This is a genomic window from Acinetobacter sp. ACNIH3 (assembly GCF_002918965.1).
GTDB classification, from domain to species: domain Bacteria; phylum Pseudomonadota; class Gammaproteobacteria; order Pseudomonadales; family Moraxellaceae; genus Acinetobacter; species Acinetobacter schindleri.
In genome coordinates this window covers 16,492-35,737 of sequence record NZ_PQLP01000030.1, presented here as the reverse complement: position 1 = coordinate 35,737, position 19,246 = coordinate 16,492, and the positions used below count along the sequence as shown (strand labels likewise).

The following is a 19,246-nucleotide window of genomic DNA, read 5'->3' as shown; positions in this document are numbered from 1 at the left end:
GTTCAAACGCAATTTAAACCAGATTCCTTTTGGGGCTTTTATCCTTGCAGATAAAGGCTATCAGGGGATTTATGTGTTGTATCCGAATAGCCTGTTGCCATTAAAAGCCAAAAGACACTGTAAATTGGATCCTGAATTGAAAATCTATAATCAAGAAATCAATAAAAGAAGAATCGGAATTGAGCATGTATTTGGCAGCCTGAAAACCTTCAAAATCCTTGCTGAGCGTTATCGAAATAGAGGTAAAAGGCTTGGTTTGAGATTCAATTTAATCGCTGGAATCTACAACTTGGAACTGAGCAAAAAATGATTTATGAAAGAGGTCTAATTACTCATGTAAAATAAATGGCATATTTAATATTAATAAATCTTCAAAAATCGCAAACCCACTCCCGGTTCAGTAATAATATATTTAGGCTGCACAGCATTATCATTTAACTTCACTCTTAATTTAGCAACCAGAATCCTTAAATAATGCGTATCTTCTTGGTGCGTTGGCCCCCACAGCTCTTTCAGTATTTGCGGCTGGGTAATCAATTGGCCTTTATTTTTCGCCAATAAATTCAGCAGCTGATATTCTTTGCGTGTTAAGGAGAGCAATTGTTGATTTAAAAAAACCTGCCGTTTGGAAAAATCGATTTTTAATACGCCATCATCAAAAATTGCCGTATCAACAGTACTATGCTGATGCTGCCTAAGCAGTACACGAATGCGCGCCATCAGCTCCTGAACACTAAACGGCTTGGTCACATAATCATTTGCGCCAGCATCCAGAAGCTTCACTTTTTCTTCTTCATTTGCCCGCACAGACAGCACTATCACTGGAACGTGCGACCATGTGCGAAGCTCAGACAAAACCTCATAACCATCCAAATCTGGCAAACCCAAATCGAGGATCACTAAATCTGCGCCTTGCAAAGCTAGGAGTTCCAAACCCTTTTGGCCATTTTCAGCCAAAAGGGTTTTATAGCCTTGCGCTCTGAGTGCTATATCCAAGAATTTTCGAATCTGATTTTCATCATCAATAATCAAGACATTGGTCATGGAGCTGGCTGATTCATTCTGTTCTGGCATTTTCCCACCTAAAAGCTGCTAGATGCTTTAAGTAATTTGCTGAATAGGAAGCTGTATGCGGATACATGTTCCTTGATTGTTCTTGCCTGATGATGCCATGATTTTCCCCATATGCGCACCCACAATCGCTTTCACAATCGTCAAGCCCAAGCCTGTACCATATTGCCCGCGGTCACCGCGCTGCATGGTATAAAACATGTCAAAAATGCGTTCCCGCTCACCTTCCGGGATACCCTGCCCCTTATCAGTTATGGCAATTTCGATCTCATTTTCATTCACCTGCTGCACCTCAATCATCACAGCTTTATTCTCTGGTGAAAATTTTGCGGCATTTTCCAGCACATTAAAAATGGCCTGTTCAATCAAGGCGGCATGTACAAATAAACTCAAAGATTCTTGAGGCGCATGCACTTCAACCAATGCATCTGGCATATAACGGTTTAAACGGCGCACTGCTGAACCGATCAGTTCATCAACTCCAATCCAGTCCCGCTTCAAGCTTAAGCCTTCATGGCCTAAACGGGTCATATCCAGTAGGTTTTGAATATAGCGGTCTAAACGTTCCCCCTCTAAATGAATCGCTTCCAGCAAGCTGTCCTGATCATTTTTATTCATGGAATGGCGGTAAGTGCTCAAAGTATCCGCTGCTCCAATCATCGACGCCAAAGGCGAGCGTAAATCGTGCGATACGGATGATAATAATGCCGAGCGCAATTTTTCCGTTTCAGAATTCACATTGGCTATTTCCAAAGCCTTGGTCAGCTGGGTGCGGAAAATCGCCTGCGCAAGATACTCTACCATGAGTTCAGCGAGCTGTTTTTGCTCCGTATTGATTACTGCTTGCACATCTTTAAGTTTCAACCCCACCACGCCTAAGCATTGCTTGGAAGCCAATAAGGGCAAAAACCACCACTCATTTTCCGTCAAGGTTTGGGTAAAGCGACCGGACGGTTGATGGTTTTTGAATGTCCAATCGGCTGAAATTTTTTCTTTATTACTCATGATGATAGTGGATGATGCTTGAGTTGCTGCAGTATCTGGGAAATACAGCCAGACATCTGCATTGAGATTTTTACTCAGGCTATGTTCAGCAATCTCCTTGATTTGTGCCAAATCTAATGCTGTGGACAGCTTCTGCCCTAAATCCTGCATAATGCTGTTATAACTGTTCGCCGTTTTGAGTGCAGTCACCTGCTCTTTCAAACGTGACGCTAATCGGCTCGAAATTAAAGCCGCGCCCAAAAATGCAATCACGGTGACAATCCCCTGATGTGCAGAAATCTGAAATGTAAATTGCGGGGAAATAAAGAAAAAATTATAAGCTAGAAAGAATAGGATGGCTGAAAAAGCTGCAGCCAGCATCCGTGTTTTTGATGCCACAAAAACCACAGCGGTGATAAAAATCACCGAAAGATCTTCAATCCCTAAATACTTTTCCCCTAAGCTTGCAATCACAATGCTGATGACTGTGGTGGCTAGTACGTACTGTATTTCTCTTAGCGACAAGAATGCCCTTTGAGTGAAAAAGGACAGATGCTTATTCTCTGCAATAATCGGCACAATACTGAGTTCAAAACTGGGCCGGTATTGCAGTAATTGATCAATCAAATTGAGCCTTAAATTCAGCGAAAACTTTTGCGGAGCCGCTTGCGCTAAAACTAAGGTTGAAATGCCGCGGTCCATCACATAATCAAATAAAGTTTTAGCATGTTGCTGGCCGTAAAGGACTTCTGTCATTCCGCCCATTTGACGCGTTAAGTTTAAAGCCCGTTCTATTTCACGGCTTTGCGAGTTTTCCTGTTTATTCATGATTTGCGTATCATGAGAAAAAGCAACAACCGTCCAGTTTGCCGCACGATGCTCGGCAATACGGCATCCAGTCCGAACTAAAGCTTCAGAATGCCCTTTGCCATCAATCATAATTAAGACATGATTTTTTAAGGGGATTTGAGCAAGCCCTTGAATGGCGAAATTTTCGCGTACATCATTATCAACATAATTGGCAACGGTTTGCATTGCCAGTTCACGCAGTGCCGTTAAGTTGGAGCTGTTGAAAAATCGCTGTAAGGCCTGTTCCGCCTGCTCAGGCACATAAACCTTCCCTTGATTTAAGCGCTCCAACAGCTCATTCACAGGCAAATCAATTAAGCGGATATCTCTAATCCGTTCGAACACCCGGTCTGGCACGGTTTCAGTGACACGAATCCCAGTGATTTGATATACCACATCATTCAAACTTTCCAAATGCTGAATGTTCATGGTGGTAAAAACATCAATACCAGCATCTAATAATTCATTGATGTCTTGCCAGCGTTTTTCATGACGGCTGCCGGGCATATTAGTGTGGGCAAATTCATCCACCAAAACAATACTGGGCTTTTTATCCAAAACGGCATCTAGATTCATTTCCTCCAGATGCTGCCCTTGATATTCAATAGCCTTGCGCGGAATTATATCTAAACCAGAAATTAAATTTTCAGTTTCTCTACGGCCATGCGTTTCTACATAGCCAATGACGATATTAATACCCTGCAGCGCCAGTTCATGCGCACGAACCAGCATGGCAAAGGTCTTTCCCACGCCCGGAGCTGCGCCTAAAAAAATCGTCAGCCGCCCAGACTGATAACGCTGTGTATGTTGCAGCAAAACATCGGCTTTATTGGTTCGTGGATCAGTCATAGAAGTAATCTTTATTTATTGCTTTAAAAGATGTTTTTAAATTCATTTAAATGCGTCTAAAGTCAGCTTGGCTATTGCTGGGCAATATGGATGCCACCGTTGGGCGGAGGTATAGAACATCCCCTCGCCCAACAATCGTATATAACTTAATTCAGATTATTCAATAGCTTTCAATCACTATATTTTAATCATCAAGCCATTCATATCACTTCCCGCCCCGATCCAAAGCCAAATTCAATCCAAGCACATTGACACGTGCCTGCCCTAAAATCCCAAAAATCGGCTGAACGGTATGCGACTGAATCAGTTTTTCGACATTCTGTTCAGGCATATGCCGTGCATGGGCAATCCGCTTCACTTGAATCATGGCTGATTGCACGCTAATTTCAGGGTCGATGCCGCTGCCTGAAGCGGTGACCAGATCCGCAGGAATTTTAGATTTTTCAATCTGTTCCTTCGCTGCGATTCGATTCAGCCGTTCCTCTATGGCTTTCTGCAGTTCAGGATTGGTTCTCGCCATGTTGCTTCCGGCCATCGCCATAGGATCATAATTTGCGGCAGATGGACGCGGATGGAAATATTGAACTTGGGCAAAAGGCTGTGCCACTAAGCGTGAACCGATCACTTGATTATTTTCGACAATCAAGCTGCCGTTGGCTTGTTTTGGAAAGAGCATTTGTCCTAAGCTGGTTGCAGCAGCACTATATACAAAGCCGCATAAGCCTAGAGCAATGATGGTCATTCCAAACGAAGCGCGCAGTTTCTCACCCCATGATGAGTCTGCCAATTGATGATTTTGCATATTCACTTTGTCATCCTCAAAAAATTTATAGGGCCAAGATTGGACTGATCAGCAGATCAATCGCTTTAATGGCAATAAACGGTAGCAGCACCCCGCCCACACCATAAATCAGCATGTTGCGGCGCAATAATTGGGTAGATGTCGAAGGTTTGAATTTCACACCGCGCAGTGCAATTGGAATCAGCAGAGGAATAATGATCGCATTAAAGATCAGCGCAGACAGGATGGCACTTTCAGAACTGCCTAGTTGCATGACATTTAACACATGCATTTGCGGAATTGCCGCGACGAATAATGCCGGCAAAATTGCAAAATACTTTGATACATCATTCGCCAAGGAAAAGGTGGTTAATGCACCGCGAGTAATCAGCTGCTGTTTGCCTATTTCAACCACAGATAGCAATTTGGTTGGATCAGAATCTAAGTCCACCATATTGCCTGCTTCTTTGGCTGCTTGCGTTCCCGAGTTCATGGCTAAGCCAATATCTGCTTGGGCCAACGCCGGTGCATCATTAGTACCGTCACCGACCATCGCTACCAAATGTCCTTTGTTTTGCTCGGTTCGAATGCATGTGAGTTTATCTTCTGGTTTCGCTTCAGCGATATAATCATCCACACCAGCCTCTGCTGCGATGGCCGCTGCTGTGAGCGGATTATCTCCGGTCACCATCACAGTTTTAATGCCCATTTCACGTAAGCGCGCAAATTTTTCTTTAATGCCTTGCTTAATCACGTCTGATAGTTCAATGACACCCAACAAATTCTGGTCTTTAGCCACGACCAGCGGCGTTGCCCCTTTTGAAGCTATTTGTTCTACGCGCGCTTTCAATTCGGCATGATTTTCAAGGTTTTGCGAAGCGAATTTAAGAATGGCATCCATAGCGCCTTTACGCACTTGATGACCATCCGCCAAGTTAAGGCCTGAAATGCGTGTGGACGCATTAAAAGCGATAAATTCAGCCTGTTCAGGCTCGGCCACTCTTTCACCTTGCTCTTTGGCCAAAGCAACCACCGATTTACCTTCTGGCGTTGGATCGGCCAAAGAAGTCAGTACCGCCGCTTGGCGAAGTTCAGACTCCGTCACTCCTGTTAAGGGATAAAAAGCAGTCGCCTGACGGTCACCGTAAGTAATAGTTCCGGTTTTATCGAGTAGTAAAACATCTATATCGCCTGCAACTTCAACCGCCTTGCCTGATTTGGCAATCACATTGGCTTTGAGCGCTCTGTTCATCCCTGCAATTCCAATAGCTGGCAATAAACCGCCGATGGTGGTTGGAATTAAGCAAACCAATAGCGCCACCAATAAAATCGGGCTGATTTCAATATGCAGGAAATGTCCAATCAACGGCAGGCTGACCACGACGATGATAAAAGTCACAGTCATCACGGTCAGTAAAATACCTAAAGCTATTTCATTCGGTGTTTTTTGACGGTTTGAGCCTTCGACCAAAGCAATCATTCGATCAAGGAAACTATTTCCCGCCTCTGCCGTCACTTGAACGATAATCCGGTCGGTTAAGACTTTGGTTCCCCCAATCACCCCTGATTTATCCGTGCCCGCTTCACGCAGTACCGGCGCAGATTCACCTGTTACAGCAGCTTCATTGATCGTAGCAAAGCCTTGAATGATCTCACCATCTGCGGGAATGAATTCCCCTGCACGCACTTCAATCAAGTCATGCATTTTCAATTCAGCCGCTGAAATCTGCACCCCATCCATATCATCTTTAGAATGGATCCGGCGCGCCGTCAAATTTTGACGCGCTTGACGCAGGGATGACGCCTGTCCGCGGCCTTTAGCTTCGGCAAGGGCTTCAGCATAATTGGCAAAGAGAACAGTCACAAATAAAATCAATGTCACCAATAAGCCAAAAACCAGACTGGCTTGCCCCAAAATTGTACTAACCAGTGTAATCAGCGTCCCAAGCCAAACGATGGCCATCACCGGATTTTTAATCACATGCTGCGGTAGCAGTTTAATAAAGGCATTTTTCCATGATTCAGCTTGAAATAAGGTTGAAGCGATAGTGTTTTGCTGTGTTTGAACAGTTTGTTTTGAATGATTCATTGTACTCACCCTTAACCTTGAACCAATAACAGATGATCAGCAATTGGCCCCAAGACCAGGACTGGCATAAATTGCAATAAGGTCAACATCACCACAATGGCAATTAAAGTCAGTGCGAATGTTGGCGTTTCGACTTTTAAACTGCCGCTGCTTTCAGGTGCTTGGCGTTTGGCAGCTAAACGTGTAGCGATGATTAAAGGAATAATTAATGTCGGGAAACGGCCGAGCAATAAAGCAATACCGCATGTGACATTCCACCACACGGTATTGTCTGATAGCCCTTCAAAGCCTGAGCCATTGTTGGCAAATGCAGACACATATTCGTACAGAACTTGAGAAATGCCGTGGTATTGCGGATTACTGTTGCCCGTCAATTCAGGGAAAAATACAGTTATTGCGGTTAAACCAAGAATGACGATGGGTTGGATCAAAATCACAACAGCGAGCAGCTTGATTTCACCGGCTTCAATTTTGCGGCCAAACAATTCTGGGGTTCGGCCGGTCATTAAGCCTGCAATAAAGACCGCTAAAAACAGATAAATTATGAATTGCTGCAAACCGCAGCCTATTCCGCCCCAAATGGCATTGATCAGCATATTGGACAATTGCACCATACCTGTGAGCGGTGCAGATGAATCATGCATCATATCCACTGAGCCGTTATTGACTTGGGTGGTGACCGCTGACCACAAAGCAGATGATGCCTCGCCAAAACGCACTTCTTTACCTTCCATGGCGGAAAGCAATGTCGAAGTCGATGAAAGGCTTTCTGACCAGATAGCGCTAGTCGCAGAAATGATCGACATCAGCAGCATTGAAGCAAAGACCAAGCCTGCGAATTTGGCGCGTTTGGTGAAAAAGCCCAGCATAAAAATCACCGAAACAGGGATCAGTAAAATCGCAAGCATTTCCAGAAAGTTTGACAATGGTGTCGGATTTTCCAAAGGTACACTGCTGTTCGGACCATACCAGCCACCACCATTACTGCCCAATTGCTTAATTGCTACCATGGGCGCAACAGGGCCTAAAGGTATTTTTTGCGTTGTTAATTCGCTGCTTTGGTCGATGACTTGAACTTCTGGGCCGCCTTGAAAAGTCGATGGTACGCCTTGGCCAGTGAGCAATAATGACCAAACCATGCATAAAGGAATCAGAAAGCGGAACGTCGGACGAATCACATCGGCCCAATAGTTGCCGACATTAATTTGCTGCACTTTATGCTTAAAGCTGGTCTGTTGATCGGTTTCAGAAAGTGCATTGGATTGTTTGTAGAACAGTGCTCGAACTGTAGCCACCACCATCGCCAGGCCCATCATCGGCGTGATGATCTGCAAGCCGACAATGCCGACCATTTGCGATAAATATGACAGTTGCGCCTGTCCTGAATAGTGCTGCTGGTTGGTGTTGGTCAGAAACGAAATCATGGTATGCAGCGCCAAATCCCATGACATATTCGGTGCATGGTTTGGGTTCAACGGCAGGCTAGCTTGAACCATAAATAGAGTCCAAGTCACCAAACCGATCACTGCACAGCTCATGACAAAATTGAATGAATAGGTTTTGACATTCATCCCCCGTTTGGGATTGATTCCTAAAACCGCGTAAATGGGCTTTTCAATCCAATTGAATAGAGGATCAATTTTCATATCGCGGTTGTGCATAATTGCTGCGAGGTATTTACCCAAGGGATAAGCCAGAACAAAGACGATGCCTAAAAGCAAAGCAAACTCTAACATGGCATTTCACTCCTATGTTTCAGAGCTGAAATCTGCTTAAAGAAGTTGAAATAAGATATATTTTGATTGTTTTGTACAACGCAATTTTTTTGATGCTGTACCTGCTGATGCGCGTGAATGACCGCACTCATGTTTTTCATCCTAAGCATTGGGATATTCCACTATCTAGTATGAAAAATAAAACCGTAAAGTCTCTATCCATAACTTTGGATGCCGCGTAAAGAAAGCGTAAAAATTTGGCTCAGTGAATTTATAAATGCAGAAAAATATCTTAAAAGTGATGGCTATTATTATTCTGTGACTCACTTTATTTATGGATATAATTTCAGTACTTAAAGCCTTATTTTTAGGTTTTATAGAAGGTTTAACGGAGTTTTTACCCATTTCCAGTACTGGTCATTTAATTTTATTTGGCCATTTAATTGATTTTCATTCAGACTCAGGCCGTGTCTTTGAAGTTGTCATTCAACTGGGCGCAATCTTAGCCGTTTGTTGGCTCTACCGTAAAAAAATTATTAATCTACTACATGGTTTTATATCAGGTGATTACCATGCGAGACGTTTTGCGATAAATGTCTTCATTGCATTTATTCCTGCAGTAGTGATCGGAGTTATAGCTGTTGATTTTATTAAACAAGTTTTATTCAGTCCTTCGGTTGTTGCATCTGCACTGATTATTGGTGCACTGTTAATTTTTGCTGTAGAAGCTAAAAATTTTAAAGTCCAAACCATTGAGGCAACCAATATTGGATTCAAACAGGCCATTGTTATTGGTTTGGTTCAATGTCTTGCGATGATTCCGGGGACTTCACGGTCTGGTGCAACCATTATTGGTGCCGTTACTTAGACATATTTCGCAACGTTGATGTTTTAACTTCAGAAAATTTATTGAATATTTCCGTAGGCTTTGTAACCGCATTCATCGCAGCTTTGCTTGTGGTAAAAGCCATGGTTAAATTTGTAGAAAAACATACTTTAAAAGTTTTTGCTTGGTATCGCTTGGTATTAGATTCAATCATCTTATTTGTTTTTTAATTCAAAAAAAATAAATTAAAGAGAACTCGCTGTTCTCTTTAAATTTTTTAATTTACAATCCTTACATTCTGCTTCAAGCTTTTCTGAATCTCTTGTACAACACCCTCTCCCTGATGGGACTTAAGCTCTGATTTAGATTTATTTTTGATTTCAGTTTGTACCGATTCAGACTCAAAACCCTTATCATTATAAAACTCTTCAACCAAATCTAGTCCCTCCTCAGCATTCACCTCAAATCGTGCATTACCATAACCCTGCCGTGCCATTTGATCTAAAGCAGCCTGATTAAAACCACACAACTTACTTTTCTGGTCAATTTCCTTCGCTGTTTGAATCGCCTCTTGTAAATGAATGCCATCCCTGAGCGTTAAATCCACGTAGTACACAGGTTGACGATAACTTTGCGTTGTACTCTTTCCTCGCAAGGTCAGCTGCAGTGGCAAGCATGAAAGCAACCCATTTGATGCTGCATGGTAGTAGCTCAATCGTGCAGCCAACGTACGTATGCTGTTAAAGCCTGTTGTTCTAAAAATGAATGTACCAAATTCATCCGACTCATCTAAATTGACATGCAGGCGTCCATAAGGCTTACAGTGCCCGCCTTGTCCAAGTGGGCATAAGTCGGGGGATGGGCAAGGATGTTGCTCTACACCTTGTGATGTCATACGTTGACAGGTCTGACCATTCCCCACACAAATCGGGCGACCTGTCTGTCGGTCAAACAAGCTGTACTCGGCACGTAAGTTCAATTCAGGATCATTGAAGATCATACGCACAGGAATGCTACGCAGCTTTTGATTCGGTGCTTGACTACGCAATTGCTCATCCAAGGGGTGTTTGACCCAACCATCCTTGCCTTGTATTTGACTGGTAATGGTGAACTGATCGTCTTTCTCAGGCAGACGCTTGCCATTCTTTTCGACTACACGACCAATACTGATGCGGCCCAAGATGGGTGGTGTGATTGCTAGACCTTTAATCATGTTGAAATTCCTCTCGTATAGATGTTGATGTTTAGATGTGTTGCACTGTTTGCTAAAAATGAAATCGGTATAAAAATCCCATGCAGGACTGCACGGGATTTCAGGTTTTTTCTTGCTGAGTGATTAACTCTAAGCTTTGAGCTAATCGTGATAAATGTTGAAACGACGGCTGCCTGCTTTCTGCAATGGGTATTGTTGGATGAGTTCAGGTTGGTGCTGAAGTAAGGACTTGGTATCTAGGCTGATACTGTCCTTGCTCTTCTTCCATGTCACTGAACCTTGCTGAAATACAGCACGCTCATGCTCCTGCATCAGTGCCTGAACACGGTGTTTGAGTAGATCAAACTGACTTTGGTGTTGTTCAATCTGCTTCTTTTCTTCAATCAGTTGATCAAACAGTTCATTAGCAAGTTTCACCTCCGTTAGATCAACACAGCTCAGTGGGGTATGTTCAGGATAGAGCTGCTGTAAAGCTTTGGCTGCCGATTCACTGGCATCCACTGCTGGTGGAACGTCATTTTCAACACATTCCCAAAATAATCGTTCTGCCTGAATGATTTGTTCAATCAGGGCTTCATTACGACTGACTTTGTAGATTTTGGTTTCCTGCCCACACAGCAACACACAAATATGTGCCGCTTGTTTACCTGTCACCGCCAGTTGATGTTGTACCTGACACAGTACATACAGAGGTACACCCAACTTCCACAACTTGGCTCCATATTCACCTGCGGTTTTGCATTCTAGGATTTGCACGTCTTCATTGCCCACCACGGCATAATCCAAGTTTGCCAACATAAAGGCTTTATCAGGATCAGGGTGCTGTAACACCGCATTGACCCGACGGACTTTGTTGTTGGTATGCAGACTGTAGTATTCTGCGACCAAGGGTTCCAATTGCTTACCCCAATATAAAGGTGCATATCCTGAGCTTTCATCTTCAATATTTTGCTGTACCCGTCCTGTTTTGATCATCCACAGTTCCAGCATCGACATATAGGGATTCAAGCCACAGGCAGCTGCGGCATCACTGCTGCCTATTCCCTGTTTACGCACTTCCAGCCATGCCTGATAGTCCAGTTGTTTGGTGTTGATCAGACGTTTGGCATTTAAGCTGCGTTTTGAACCTGATTGACTTTGTTTAGGCTTGTCATTGGCTATAGTTGGTAAATACTGAGATTGAGACGTTACTGTTGGGTTTATAATCTGATTCATGGGTTTATCCTTCTATCATTGATTTTAAAACGGCATAAAAAAAGCCACATCCGAAGATGTGGCAAAGAGGGATACAAGATAAAATTTAGGCTGCAAGATATAATGCTTGCTCTAATCCACGTTGCTTTAATGCTGCCCCTGCACCAAACCAAGCAGAGTCAAGGCGGTGATCAGTACTCATCGCACGACGTTCATGGTCGACAAACTCGGTGATCGCACAAAGTAGTCCATAGGCGGTGTCTTTGGCTGAAGATAAGTCTGCTCCACGTCCCTGCCCATTAAACATATTCATGACTTTGGTCATGGCACGTCCATTCGGTTCAGTTTTATTGGGTTGTGGATTGGCTTGAGACGCGACATTACGGTAGTACTGAATAATGTTATCCTCCTGTTCCATCGCACTTAGGCTATTGTTGTTAAATACCGCATCAAAATAAGCCGCGGCTTCTTTCTGGGTGACTTTACGTTGAGTGAGTTGTTTCATTTCATACATGTGGTCGTACCATGTCTTGACTGAAATACCGAGTTGATCTTTGACTTTGTCGGCATCGAATTTGGTACTGTGCGGTACTTTGACCACGCCTGCATTGGAACTCTGCCCTCGTAAGGCAATCGCTAAGGTGTTGTTACACACCACACGGATATTGGTGAATTGGGCTGTGGTCGCCAACGTACCGTCACATGCGGTTGCTAGCAGAATATAGCCATTGCTGACATCCCCACCTTTCAATTCTGCTGTTTGGCCTGTACGTGCCAAAGCCCAGAACTTTTTCCCACCTTTTAAGACACCCGCAGTTTCCAACTCAAACCCCGATTGTTCGGTCAGGTCACGGTAGAACTCCAGAATTTCCATCGGTTGGACTTCTTGATAACGCTGACTCACCACCGATAAAGGAGCATGGGTATCTGAACGGTACAGTACCCGTTGTTCTTCATACGGCATGATGATGCTTTGTCCACGCGCGTTTTGAGCCATGTAGCTGACATTAGATGATTCAATGCGCCAGTCCATACCTGCTTGCTTGGCCCAGACTTCAATCGGTTGGTTTTGGCTAAGTTGATTGCCCAGACCATGCCACGGGGTTTGTCCGACATACGCCATTTGTTCAATTTGATGTGCCATTTTGATTATTCCTTAAATAAAAGTGAAAGATGTAAAAATGCAGAAATGCGCTGTAAGGGTTTAAACAATCCATCTATTCAAAGATGTAACCGTGTAAAGTCAGAGATGCGATTACGGCACCCATGCAAACGCTTGTTGGCAATCCAAACAGAGATACTGCTCGGCATTGCTGTAATATTTTTCATAGCAGTACTGACTGACAATAACCAATACACCACCCACCACAACACCGATGGCTGCGCCTGTAAAAGGCGGGAATCCTGCCTTTTTGGCAAGCTGCATGCCGAACAGCGCCATCTGTGTCGGTGAAATACAGCGTTGCAGTTGTTCGAAATAGTTGGCGTTTGCATGACTTGAATCAGTCTGTCTGACATGGGTGGACTGACAATAGGGGCATTGAATTAAGGACATTGAATATTCCTTGTTAAATGAATTGGGTACGAAAAGCTGAATTGAGGGCATAAAAAAACCGTGCCCATTGAGGACACGGTTTGATTTGGTGTTTCATCTAAATTTAAATGCTGTGTTTTAACATTTAGAATGCAAGACGGTTATTGAAAGCTATAGCTTGCAGTGCCTTTATCTGTTTCGACATCAACCTGCACCACATTACTGTAGCTACAGTCTGTTAATTTCAGTCTTAAACGTTGCCCCATCTTAAAATGCTGCGGATATTCCAATGATCGACGATAGCCTTCATAACGACATTGTCCATGATTGACAGAAACATGGCTGACATCGATAGGCTCTGCAATATTGGAACGGATGGTCAATACCGTAGCGGATTGATTTTGGGCATACCAGTTACTGGTATCAATTACATCGAGTTCGACTGTAAACGTGTTTGGATCAAGGCCAGCATTACAGCCACTCAACATGATGCCTGTCGTTGTAGTCACTGCGAGGAGTAAGGGTTTTAAAAGTTGTTTCATCAAGTTCATCCTTAGCAGTAGTTATAGCTCACGCCATAATCACCTGTATTTAAATCAATGCTGGCCAGATGGATTTCACAGTCTGTGCCGTTATCAAATTTATAGACGTAGTAGCGATTACCCGCTTGCTCCGACTCCAGTGCGCCATGTTCTTGCAAGCTAAAGTCTTGCACTGATTTGCCTGTATCTTTTGCGGCTTTGGCAAAGATATAGCGCTGATACTTGTCTATATTGTCCTGCTCAAATTCAGGCAGTTCATCATAAGGCAGCATCGACAGTAAGGTATCCACTGCCTTAAGGTTTTGATCAAACTCAAAACTCAGCAATTCAGGTTCATGATCTGATGGACTCAAACGCTTGCTTCCCATGGTCAATTCTTTGACATCGATCCCATCCACTTCTGCTGCTGCAATCTCAGTGGATACTGCTTCTGAATTGGCAGATTCTAAAGGTTGTGCAGAGCTGACCTCAGAAGTGTTGGCTGGAACCGTTTTTTCAGTTGCGTGTTTAGGGCTAAAGAAGTAGAAGCCTGCGATGCTGATCAAGGTCAGGGCTAAGATTGCCGCCAAGCCCAATATGGTTTTTTGGGTCATTTGAATGTTCCCCTCATTTAGTTGGGCACAGTGACTTGACCATTCTGCGCATTAAAGTGAACAAAACGTGGACAACCACCTTGAAAGTTCACCGTGAAATTACGCCAACCACGGTTGCCAGGATTGGTTTTATAAAGACATTGATAAACCCCACCGCCTGTATGACGTGCTTGAACAAGGTAGGATTCACTGGCTTGTGCAAACCAGCCTGCCTGCGCCAATGATGCGCCTGCAAGTAGGGATGAAATCAGGGCAGTTTTTAGGAAAGTTTTAAACATCATCATTTTCTCTTTTTTTATAGGCATCACTGGTCTTGGTCTTAATCAGACACAGTGTTCCCCATGTCATAAATGTTGGAATGAATATCTATGTTTTTTTGAAGTGTTATAGACGATAAAGCACACAAATCTATGCCCCTCAAAACAGCATGAGAGATTCATCTTCATATCGGTAATATGTACTTGAAAAAGTTTTATTCTTATAAAGTGATCGACACAGCAATGCATGAAATACACAGCATCAGGTCACATTACCCCTGTGGTGTAGATCGGGCACACATAAAAAAGAGAAATATAAAAGACGGTCTTGATGTAAGCGCATGGCGTACTCCTAGATGATTTAGAAGTTCTACCAAAATCACTGTCAAATAATGGTGGTAGAACGAGAAAGGGTTGACAGACCAGTCATCTAGGAACCGGCACGCACAAGGCGTCCCTCCCTCGCCCTACCGCAACGAAGGGGGACGAACGAGTTCGCCACCAAAAAATTACTTTTTTGATGTGCTAGATGATAACGGTCTGTCAAAACCGACTGACGATGTAGGTCAGCAGGCTAAGGATAATCTGCACGCTGTAGAGCGTCAAGCAAGTGCAGGACTCTGATATAAATTTTCAGCGCCGTACAGGTGCTCCATCAAACCATTTAAATCCTTTAGGGTAAATGCAAATTCTATTCGGAAGCCCAAACTGACCCGTTTGATTCTCCGGCATGCTATTTAATGCACCCAAAGGACAGCCCCCTTCTTCTTGCATAGTCCGCTCAACCCTCAGCGCTTTTTGTGCATCAGCATCGGAAAGCTCATGATGCATTTCTGGATAAACGCATGTGCCCAGATATCCAGTGCTCTCTGCTATCATTGCAATATCCCAAAGGATCAGCATAGAGTGATCGGTTAAAGCTCAGATAAAAGTGGATCACATACCGCTGCTGAACATCATCACGCACAATCCGATAAAAACGATAGACCACCTGCGTTCGATACCAAAATACTGTGGCTAAACTATTTTGGAAATTTGATAAAAATCGCTCTAACTGTCGCAAATCGATAATTTCATTTCCACCCTCATTTAGACTTAGTTCCAGTTTTAAATCCGCTGCATCAGGATAGATCTGGCTTGTATTACGGTAGGATTCTCTCAACTTTTCAATCCGCTTTTCGTAGCACTCAGCGCGCACAATAAACACAATCCAAGACACTGATTTTTAATAAATTTCATTAATTCTTGTTCTACATTTACCGTAAAAACTACCGCAAAAAAGATCTGTACACTACCCGAAAATTTCTTAGATATAGTGATGATCCATACGTATATCAGCAAACAATATATCAGATTTCCTGAATAACAAATTCAGTATAAAAATTACCACAATTAAATAAATTGTTATAACCTATACAAAACTTGTAAAGTTTATAACATGAATATAAGCATCCTCATTTCTAGCCTTTCCACACAAAACTCTTCTGCTCGAATGAGAATTTGGCGTTCCATCAAAAGCTGTGGTGCAGCAACTCTGCGTGATGGTGTATATGTTCTACCTAATGAACAAAAGCAGCGCTTTGACCCCATTATTGACGAACATCAAAGTGCCGATGGCATTGCCTATCTATTCGATTCCGTTAGCAACAATAATTTAGACTTAATTCAACTATTTAATAGAAAAAGTGAATACTCTGAATTTTTGCTACAACTGAATGAAATAGAGAGTTCACTGAATGTTGAGCAAAAAAATGAACATTTAAAAAGCATTAGAAAATTAAGAAAGCAACTTTCATCTCTCATCGATATTGATTTCTTTCCTAATGAATTACAAAACACAGCCTTAAACGCGATATCAAAACTCGAACTTAAAATTCATCACCTAGGGGAATCAAATGAGCCCTCTTCTATAAATAGTGATCTACCTTCTCTTAATCTTCATGACTTCCAATCTAAAACTTGGGCTACGCGAAAACGACCTTGGGTGGATCGTTTAGCTTGTACGTGGCTCATTCAAAAATTTATTGATAAAGACCCTACTTTTATTTGGCTACAAGATATTAAAGATTGTCCAGCAGATGCTTATGGTTTTGATTTTGACGGTGCAACGTTTACCCATGTTGGTGAGCTTGTGTCATTCGAAGTACTTTTACACAGCTTTAATTTAGCCGATAAATCACTTCTGAAAATCGCTGAAATTGTCCATTACCTAGATATTGGCGGAAATGAGCCACCAGAAGCACTTGGGCTAGAAAAAATATTACAAGGACTAAGAAGCAGTATTCATGCTGATCAACAGTTGGTGGAATTATCCAATCACATTTTTGATGGTCTATATACCAATTTTAAAGGCGAGAATTCATGAATCAATTGCAAGAAAACGATTTCGAGCCCAATCCAGAGGTTAGCTTTAAAGAGGCCATACTGTTTTGGTTAAAACTCGGATTTATCAGCTTTGGCGGGCCTGCAGGCCAAATCTCTGTCATGCACCAAGAATTGGTAGAACAAAAAAAATGGATCTCTGAAAAGCGATTTATGCATGCGCTCAATTACTGCATGTTGCTTCCGGGGCCTGAAGCACAACAATTAGCAACCTATATTGGCTGGCTAATGCACAAAACAAAAGGCGGTATCATAGCCGGACTATTTTTCATTTTACCTTCCCTTTTTATTCTCATCGGTCTTTCATGGGTCTATGCAAAATTTGGAAATGTACCTGTCATTGCAGGGCTTTTTTATGGCATTAAACCTGCTGTCACCGCTATCGTCTTTCATGCAACCTATCGTATTGGCAGTAAGTCACTGAAGAATAAATATATGTATGCTATTGCATGTGCCGCATTTATTCTCATTTTTGCCTTTAATGTTCCGTTCCCCCTTATTGTGCTGCTGGCTGCTTTAAGTGGTTATCTCTTAAGTAAATTTGACCCAAAATTATTCACTAGCAATGTTCACGCATCAAGTCTCAAAGACTACGGGAAAGCAATTATTGATGATGATACTCCCACACCTGAACATGCCATTTTCAAATGGTCTCGCTTGATTAAATTGCTGGTTGTTGCAATTATTTTGTGGTGTCTCCCTATAGCATTACTGACAGTAGCTTATGGCTGGTCTCACGCTTATACACAAATGGCTTGGTTTTTCACTAAAGCAGCCTTAATGACATTTGGTGGAGCTTATGCGGTTTTACCTTATGTATATCAAGGTGCTGTTAACTTCTATGAGTGGCTTAAACCAACCCAAATGATCGATGGTTTAGCGTTGGGTGAAAGCACACCCGGCCCACTCATTATGGTCGTTGCTTTCGTTGGGTTTATGGGCGGGTACAACCTTGACCTATTAGGGCCTGAACATAAGTTTTTAGCTGGTGCTTTTGGAGCAACAATTGTTACTTGGTTCACCTTCCTATTTTCGTTTGTGTTTATTCTCGGTGGAGCACCCGTAATCGAATCCACTCACAATCAAATCAAATTTACTGCACCACTGACAGCAATTACCGCAGCCGTTGTCGGCGTAATTCTTAATTTGGCCCTCTTCTTTGCTTACCATGTACTATGGCCAAAAGGGTTTGAGGGGCAATTTGACTACATAGCTGCAGTAATAACCATACTCGCTTGTATTGCTCTCTTTAAATTCAATCAAAGTGTATTAAGAGTCATCGGTGCTGCTGCAATTTTAGGGCTTATCATTAAACTAAGCATATAAAAAAAGAGCAGCTCAAATGAGCTGCTCCTTTTTATCTATTTTTATACTGCAGCTTGGAGTCTAGAACTTGTATTAATTTCTACTGAAACGTGCACAATTTCCTCATGAATAGATAAGGCTTTTCTGACTTCATCTGCCGTGATATTTAAACTGCTTACATCTAGTGACAAGATACAAGAAAACTTACCTTTACCTACCTTCCATACATGAATATCAGTAATTACGATTCGGCTATCTAAGTCATCAATGACTTCCTGAATTTCTTGAACAACTGGATGTTCCATTTCAGCATCCAGTAAAGTTTTGCCTGTCTCGCGAATAAGCCCCCAAGACCAATGTGCGACTAGAAATGCACCTACAATACCCAAAACTGCATCTAAGAAATCCCAGCCAAAAAATTTACCTGCAAATAATGCAATGATCGCTAATACAGAAGTCACAGCATCTGCAACGACATGTAAGAAAGCCGCTTTCTGGTTTAAATCATGTTCATGATGCCCATCTTCATCATGGTGATGGTGTCCATGATCATGATGGTGATCATGTTCGTGGTGATGATGGTGATGATGCCCACTATCGTGTAGTAACCAAGCACAAATAAAGTTCACAGCAAGACCAATCACTGCAATTGATATTGCTTCGTTATAGTGAATATTGACGGGATTAAATAGGCGCTCCACCGATTGTATTCCCATAAACAATGCCACAACCATGAGTAAGATCGCACTAGAGTATCCAGCTAAAATTTCTATCTTCCATGTACCAAAACAGAATCGCTGATCTTGTGAATATTTACGTGCCATTCGGTATGCGAAATATGCTAAGCCCAATGCCAGCATATGTGAACTCATGTGCCAGCCATCTGCAAGTAAAGCCATCGAATTAAAGAACCAACCTCCAAAAATTTCAAAGACCATCATGACGCCCGTCAGGATTGTCGCAATTAAAATTTTCTTCTGCGCTAGCGGATTTCCTTCATCGAATTGATGCGTATGGTTGCTTTTAACATTACTTAGATATTGCATTTTTTTATGCCATCAA

At 42.6% G+C, this 19,246-nt stretch carries 17 protein-coding genes and 1 pseudogene; 4 read left to right on the top strand and 14 right to left on the bottom strand.

Annotated features, from left to right (window positions below; genetic code table 11):
• Positions 1-310 (top strand): transposase family protein (locus C3420_RS11785; RefSeq protein WP_146048160.1); only part of this gene is annotated, 310 nt, incomplete at its 5' end.
• Between the two features lie 50 nt (positions 311-360).
• On the opposite strand, the gene C3420_RS11780 is transcribed toward C3420_RS11785, so the two are convergent.
• The 5 genes from C3420_RS11780 to kdpA form a co-directional block, all read right to left on the bottom strand.
• A complete protein-coding gene (locus tag C3420_RS11780) occupies positions 361-1,074 on the bottom strand; it encodes a response regulator (RefSeq protein ID WP_004281627.1) in 714 nt (237 codons plus the stop codon).
• A 27-nt stretch (positions 1,075-1,101) separates the two neighbouring features.
• The gene (locus tag C3420_RS11775) at positions 1,102-3,753 is read right to left on the bottom strand and encodes a sensor histidine kinase (RefSeq protein WP_103800586.1); all 2,652 of its coding nucleotides are present in this window, start codon (positions 3,751-3,753) and stop codon (positions 1,102-1,104) included.
• 205 nt (positions 3,754-3,958) lie between these two features.
• Positions 3,959-4,561: a potassium-transporting ATPase subunit KdpC gene (kdpC, locus tag C3420_RS11770; RefSeq protein ID WP_103800587.1), complete on the bottom strand. Its 603-nt coding sequence runs from the start codon at positions 4,559-4,561 to the stop codon at positions 3,959-3,961.
• A 19-nt stretch (positions 4,562-4,580) separates the two neighbouring features.
• Positions 4,581-6,623, bottom strand: a complete 2,043-nt coding sequence (gene kdpB / locus C3420_RS11765) for a potassium-transporting ATPase subunit KdpB (protein ID WP_010115594.1) — start codon at positions 6,621-6,623, stop codon at positions 4,581-4,583.
• Between the two features lie 11 nt (positions 6,624-6,634).
• Complete coding sequence (gene kdpA / locus C3420_RS11760; RefSeq protein WP_010115596.1) at positions 6,635-8,359, bottom strand: potassium-transporting ATPase subunit KdpA; 1,725 nt, start codon at positions 8,357-8,359, stop codon at positions 6,635-6,637.
• 313 nt (positions 8,360-8,672) lie between these two features.
• Here kdpA and C3420_RS11755 point away from each other — a divergent pair.
• Positions 8,673-9,394, top strand: a pseudogene (locus C3420_RS11755) (undecaprenyl-diphosphate phosphatase).
• A 47-nt stretch (positions 9,395-9,441) separates the two neighbouring features.
• Here C3420_RS11755 and C3420_RS11750 read toward each other — a convergent pair.
• From C3420_RS11750 to C3420_RS11710, 8 genes are all read right to left on the bottom strand, one after another.
• A complete protein-coding gene (locus C3420_RS11750; protein WP_004692362.1) occupies positions 9,442-10,377 on the bottom strand; it encodes a hypothetical protein in 936 nt (311 codons plus the stop codon).
• 141 nt (positions 10,378-10,518) lie between these two features.
• Positions 10,519-11,592, bottom strand: coding sequence for a YqaJ viral recombinase family protein (locus tag C3420_RS11745; protein WP_103800588.1), 1,074 nt, complete (start codon positions 11,590-11,592; stop codon positions 10,519-10,521).
• A gap of 85 nt (positions 11,593-11,677) precedes the next feature.
• Positions 11,678-12,715, bottom strand: a complete 1,038-nt coding sequence (locus C3420_RS11740) for a DUF932 domain-containing protein (RefSeq protein WP_004960797.1) — start codon at positions 12,713-12,715, stop codon at positions 11,678-11,680.
• A 111-nt stretch (positions 12,716-12,826) separates the two neighbouring features.
• Positions 12,827-13,126: a hypothetical protein gene (locus tag C3420_RS11735; protein ID WP_004960801.1), complete on the bottom strand. Its 300-nt coding sequence runs from the start codon at positions 13,124-13,126 to the stop codon at positions 12,827-12,829.
• A 140-nt stretch (positions 13,127-13,266) separates the two neighbouring features.
• Complete coding sequence (locus tag C3420_RS11730) at positions 13,267-13,647, bottom strand: hypothetical protein (RefSeq protein WP_004960803.1); 381 nt, start codon at positions 13,645-13,647, stop codon at positions 13,267-13,269.
• Positions 13,648-13,658: 11 nt separating this feature from the next.
• The gene (locus C3420_RS11725) at positions 13,659-14,240 is read right to left on the bottom strand and encodes a hypothetical protein (protein ID WP_004960804.1); all 582 of its coding nucleotides are present in this window, start codon (positions 14,238-14,240) and stop codon (positions 13,659-13,661) included.
• 17 nt (positions 14,241-14,257) lie between these two features.
• On the bottom strand, positions 14,258-14,518 hold the full coding sequence (locus C3420_RS11720) for a hypothetical protein (protein WP_002126044.1): 261 nt from the start codon (positions 14,516-14,518) through the stop codon (positions 14,258-14,260).
• Positions 14,519-15,317: 799 nt separating this feature from the next.
• On the bottom strand, positions 15,318-15,695 hold the full coding sequence (locus tag C3420_RS11710) for a hypothetical protein (protein WP_228152969.1): 378 nt from the start codon (positions 15,693-15,695) through the stop codon (positions 15,318-15,320).
• Positions 15,696-15,935: 240 nt separating this feature from the next.
• On the opposite strand from C3420_RS11710, the gene C3420_RS11705 reads away from it, so the two are divergent.
• The gene (locus C3420_RS11705) at positions 15,936-16,862 is read left to right on the top strand and encodes a chromate resistance protein ChrB domain-containing protein (protein WP_002123395.1); all 927 of its coding nucleotides are present in this window, start codon (positions 15,936-15,938) and stop codon (positions 16,860-16,862) included.
• Positions 16,859-18,205, top strand: coding sequence for a chromate efflux transporter (gene chrA / locus C3420_RS11700; protein WP_002123392.1), 1,347 nt, complete (start codon positions 16,859-16,861; stop codon positions 18,203-18,205). Before C3420_RS11705 ends, chrA begins: the two co-directional genes overlap by 4 nt.
• Before the next feature lie 41 nt (positions 18,206-18,246).
• Here the strand turns inward: chrA and dmeF are convergent, their stop codons facing one another.
• Complete coding sequence (dmeF, locus tag C3420_RS11695; protein ID WP_002123401.1) at positions 18,247-19,230, bottom strand: CDF family Co(II)/Ni(II) efflux transporter DmeF; 984 nt, start codon at positions 19,228-19,230, stop codon at positions 18,247-18,249.
• Between the last annotated feature and the right edge of the window lie 16 nt (positions 19,231-19,246).

Bases quoted from the DNA above. Each gene is read 5' to 3' on its own strand.
- chrA (WP_002123392.1), top strand. From the start codon at position 16,859: ATGAATCAATTGCAAGAAAACGATTTCGAGCCCAATCCAGAGGTTAGC.
- C3420_RS11740 (WP_004960797.1), bottom strand. From the start codon at position 12,715: ATGGCACATCAAATTGAACAAATGGCGTATGTCGGACAAACCCCGTGG.
- C3420_RS11775 (WP_103800586.1), bottom strand. From the start codon at position 3,753: ATGACTGATCCACGAACCAATAAAGCCGATGTTTTGCTGCAACATACA.
- dmeF (WP_002123401.1), bottom strand. From the start codon at position 19,230: ATGCAATATCTAAGTAATGTTAAAAGCAACCATACGCATCAATTCGAT.
- C3420_RS11750 (WP_004692362.1), bottom strand. From the start codon at position 10,377: ATGATTAAAGGTCTAGCAATCACACCACCCATCTTGGGCCGCATCAGT.
- C3420_RS11745 (WP_103800588.1), bottom strand. From the start codon at position 11,592: ATGAATCAGATTATAAACCCAACAGTAACGTCTCAATCTCAGTATTTA.
- kdpA (WP_010115596.1), bottom strand. From the start codon at position 8,359: ATGTTAGAGTTTGCTTTGCTTTTAGGCATCGTCTTTGTTCTGGCTTAT.
- C3420_RS11720 (WP_002126044.1), bottom strand. From the start codon at position 14,518: ATGTTTAAAACTTTCCTAAAAACTGCCCTGATTTCATCCCTACTTGCA.
- C3420_RS11725 (WP_004960804.1), bottom strand. From the start codon at position 14,240: ATGACCCAAAAAACCATATTGGGCTTGGCGGCAATCTTAGCCCTGACC.
- C3420_RS11735 (WP_004960801.1), bottom strand. From the start codon at position 13,126: ATGTCCTTAATTCAATGCCCCTATTGTCAGTCCACCCATGTCAGACAG.
- C3420_RS11705 (WP_002123395.1), top strand. From the start codon at position 15,936: ATGAATATAAGCATCCTCATTTCTAGCCTTTCCACACAAAACTCTTCT.
- C3420_RS11730 (WP_004960803.1), bottom strand. From the start codon at position 13,647: ATGAAACAACTTTTAAAACCCTTACTCCTCGCAGTGACTACAACGACA.
- kdpB (WP_010115594.1), bottom strand. From the start codon at position 6,623: ATGAATCATTCAAAACAAACTGTTCAAACACAGCAAAACACTATCGCT.
- C3420_RS11780 (WP_004281627.1), bottom strand. From the start codon at position 1,074: ATGCCAGAACAGAATGAATCAGCCAGCTCCATGACCAATGTCTTGATT.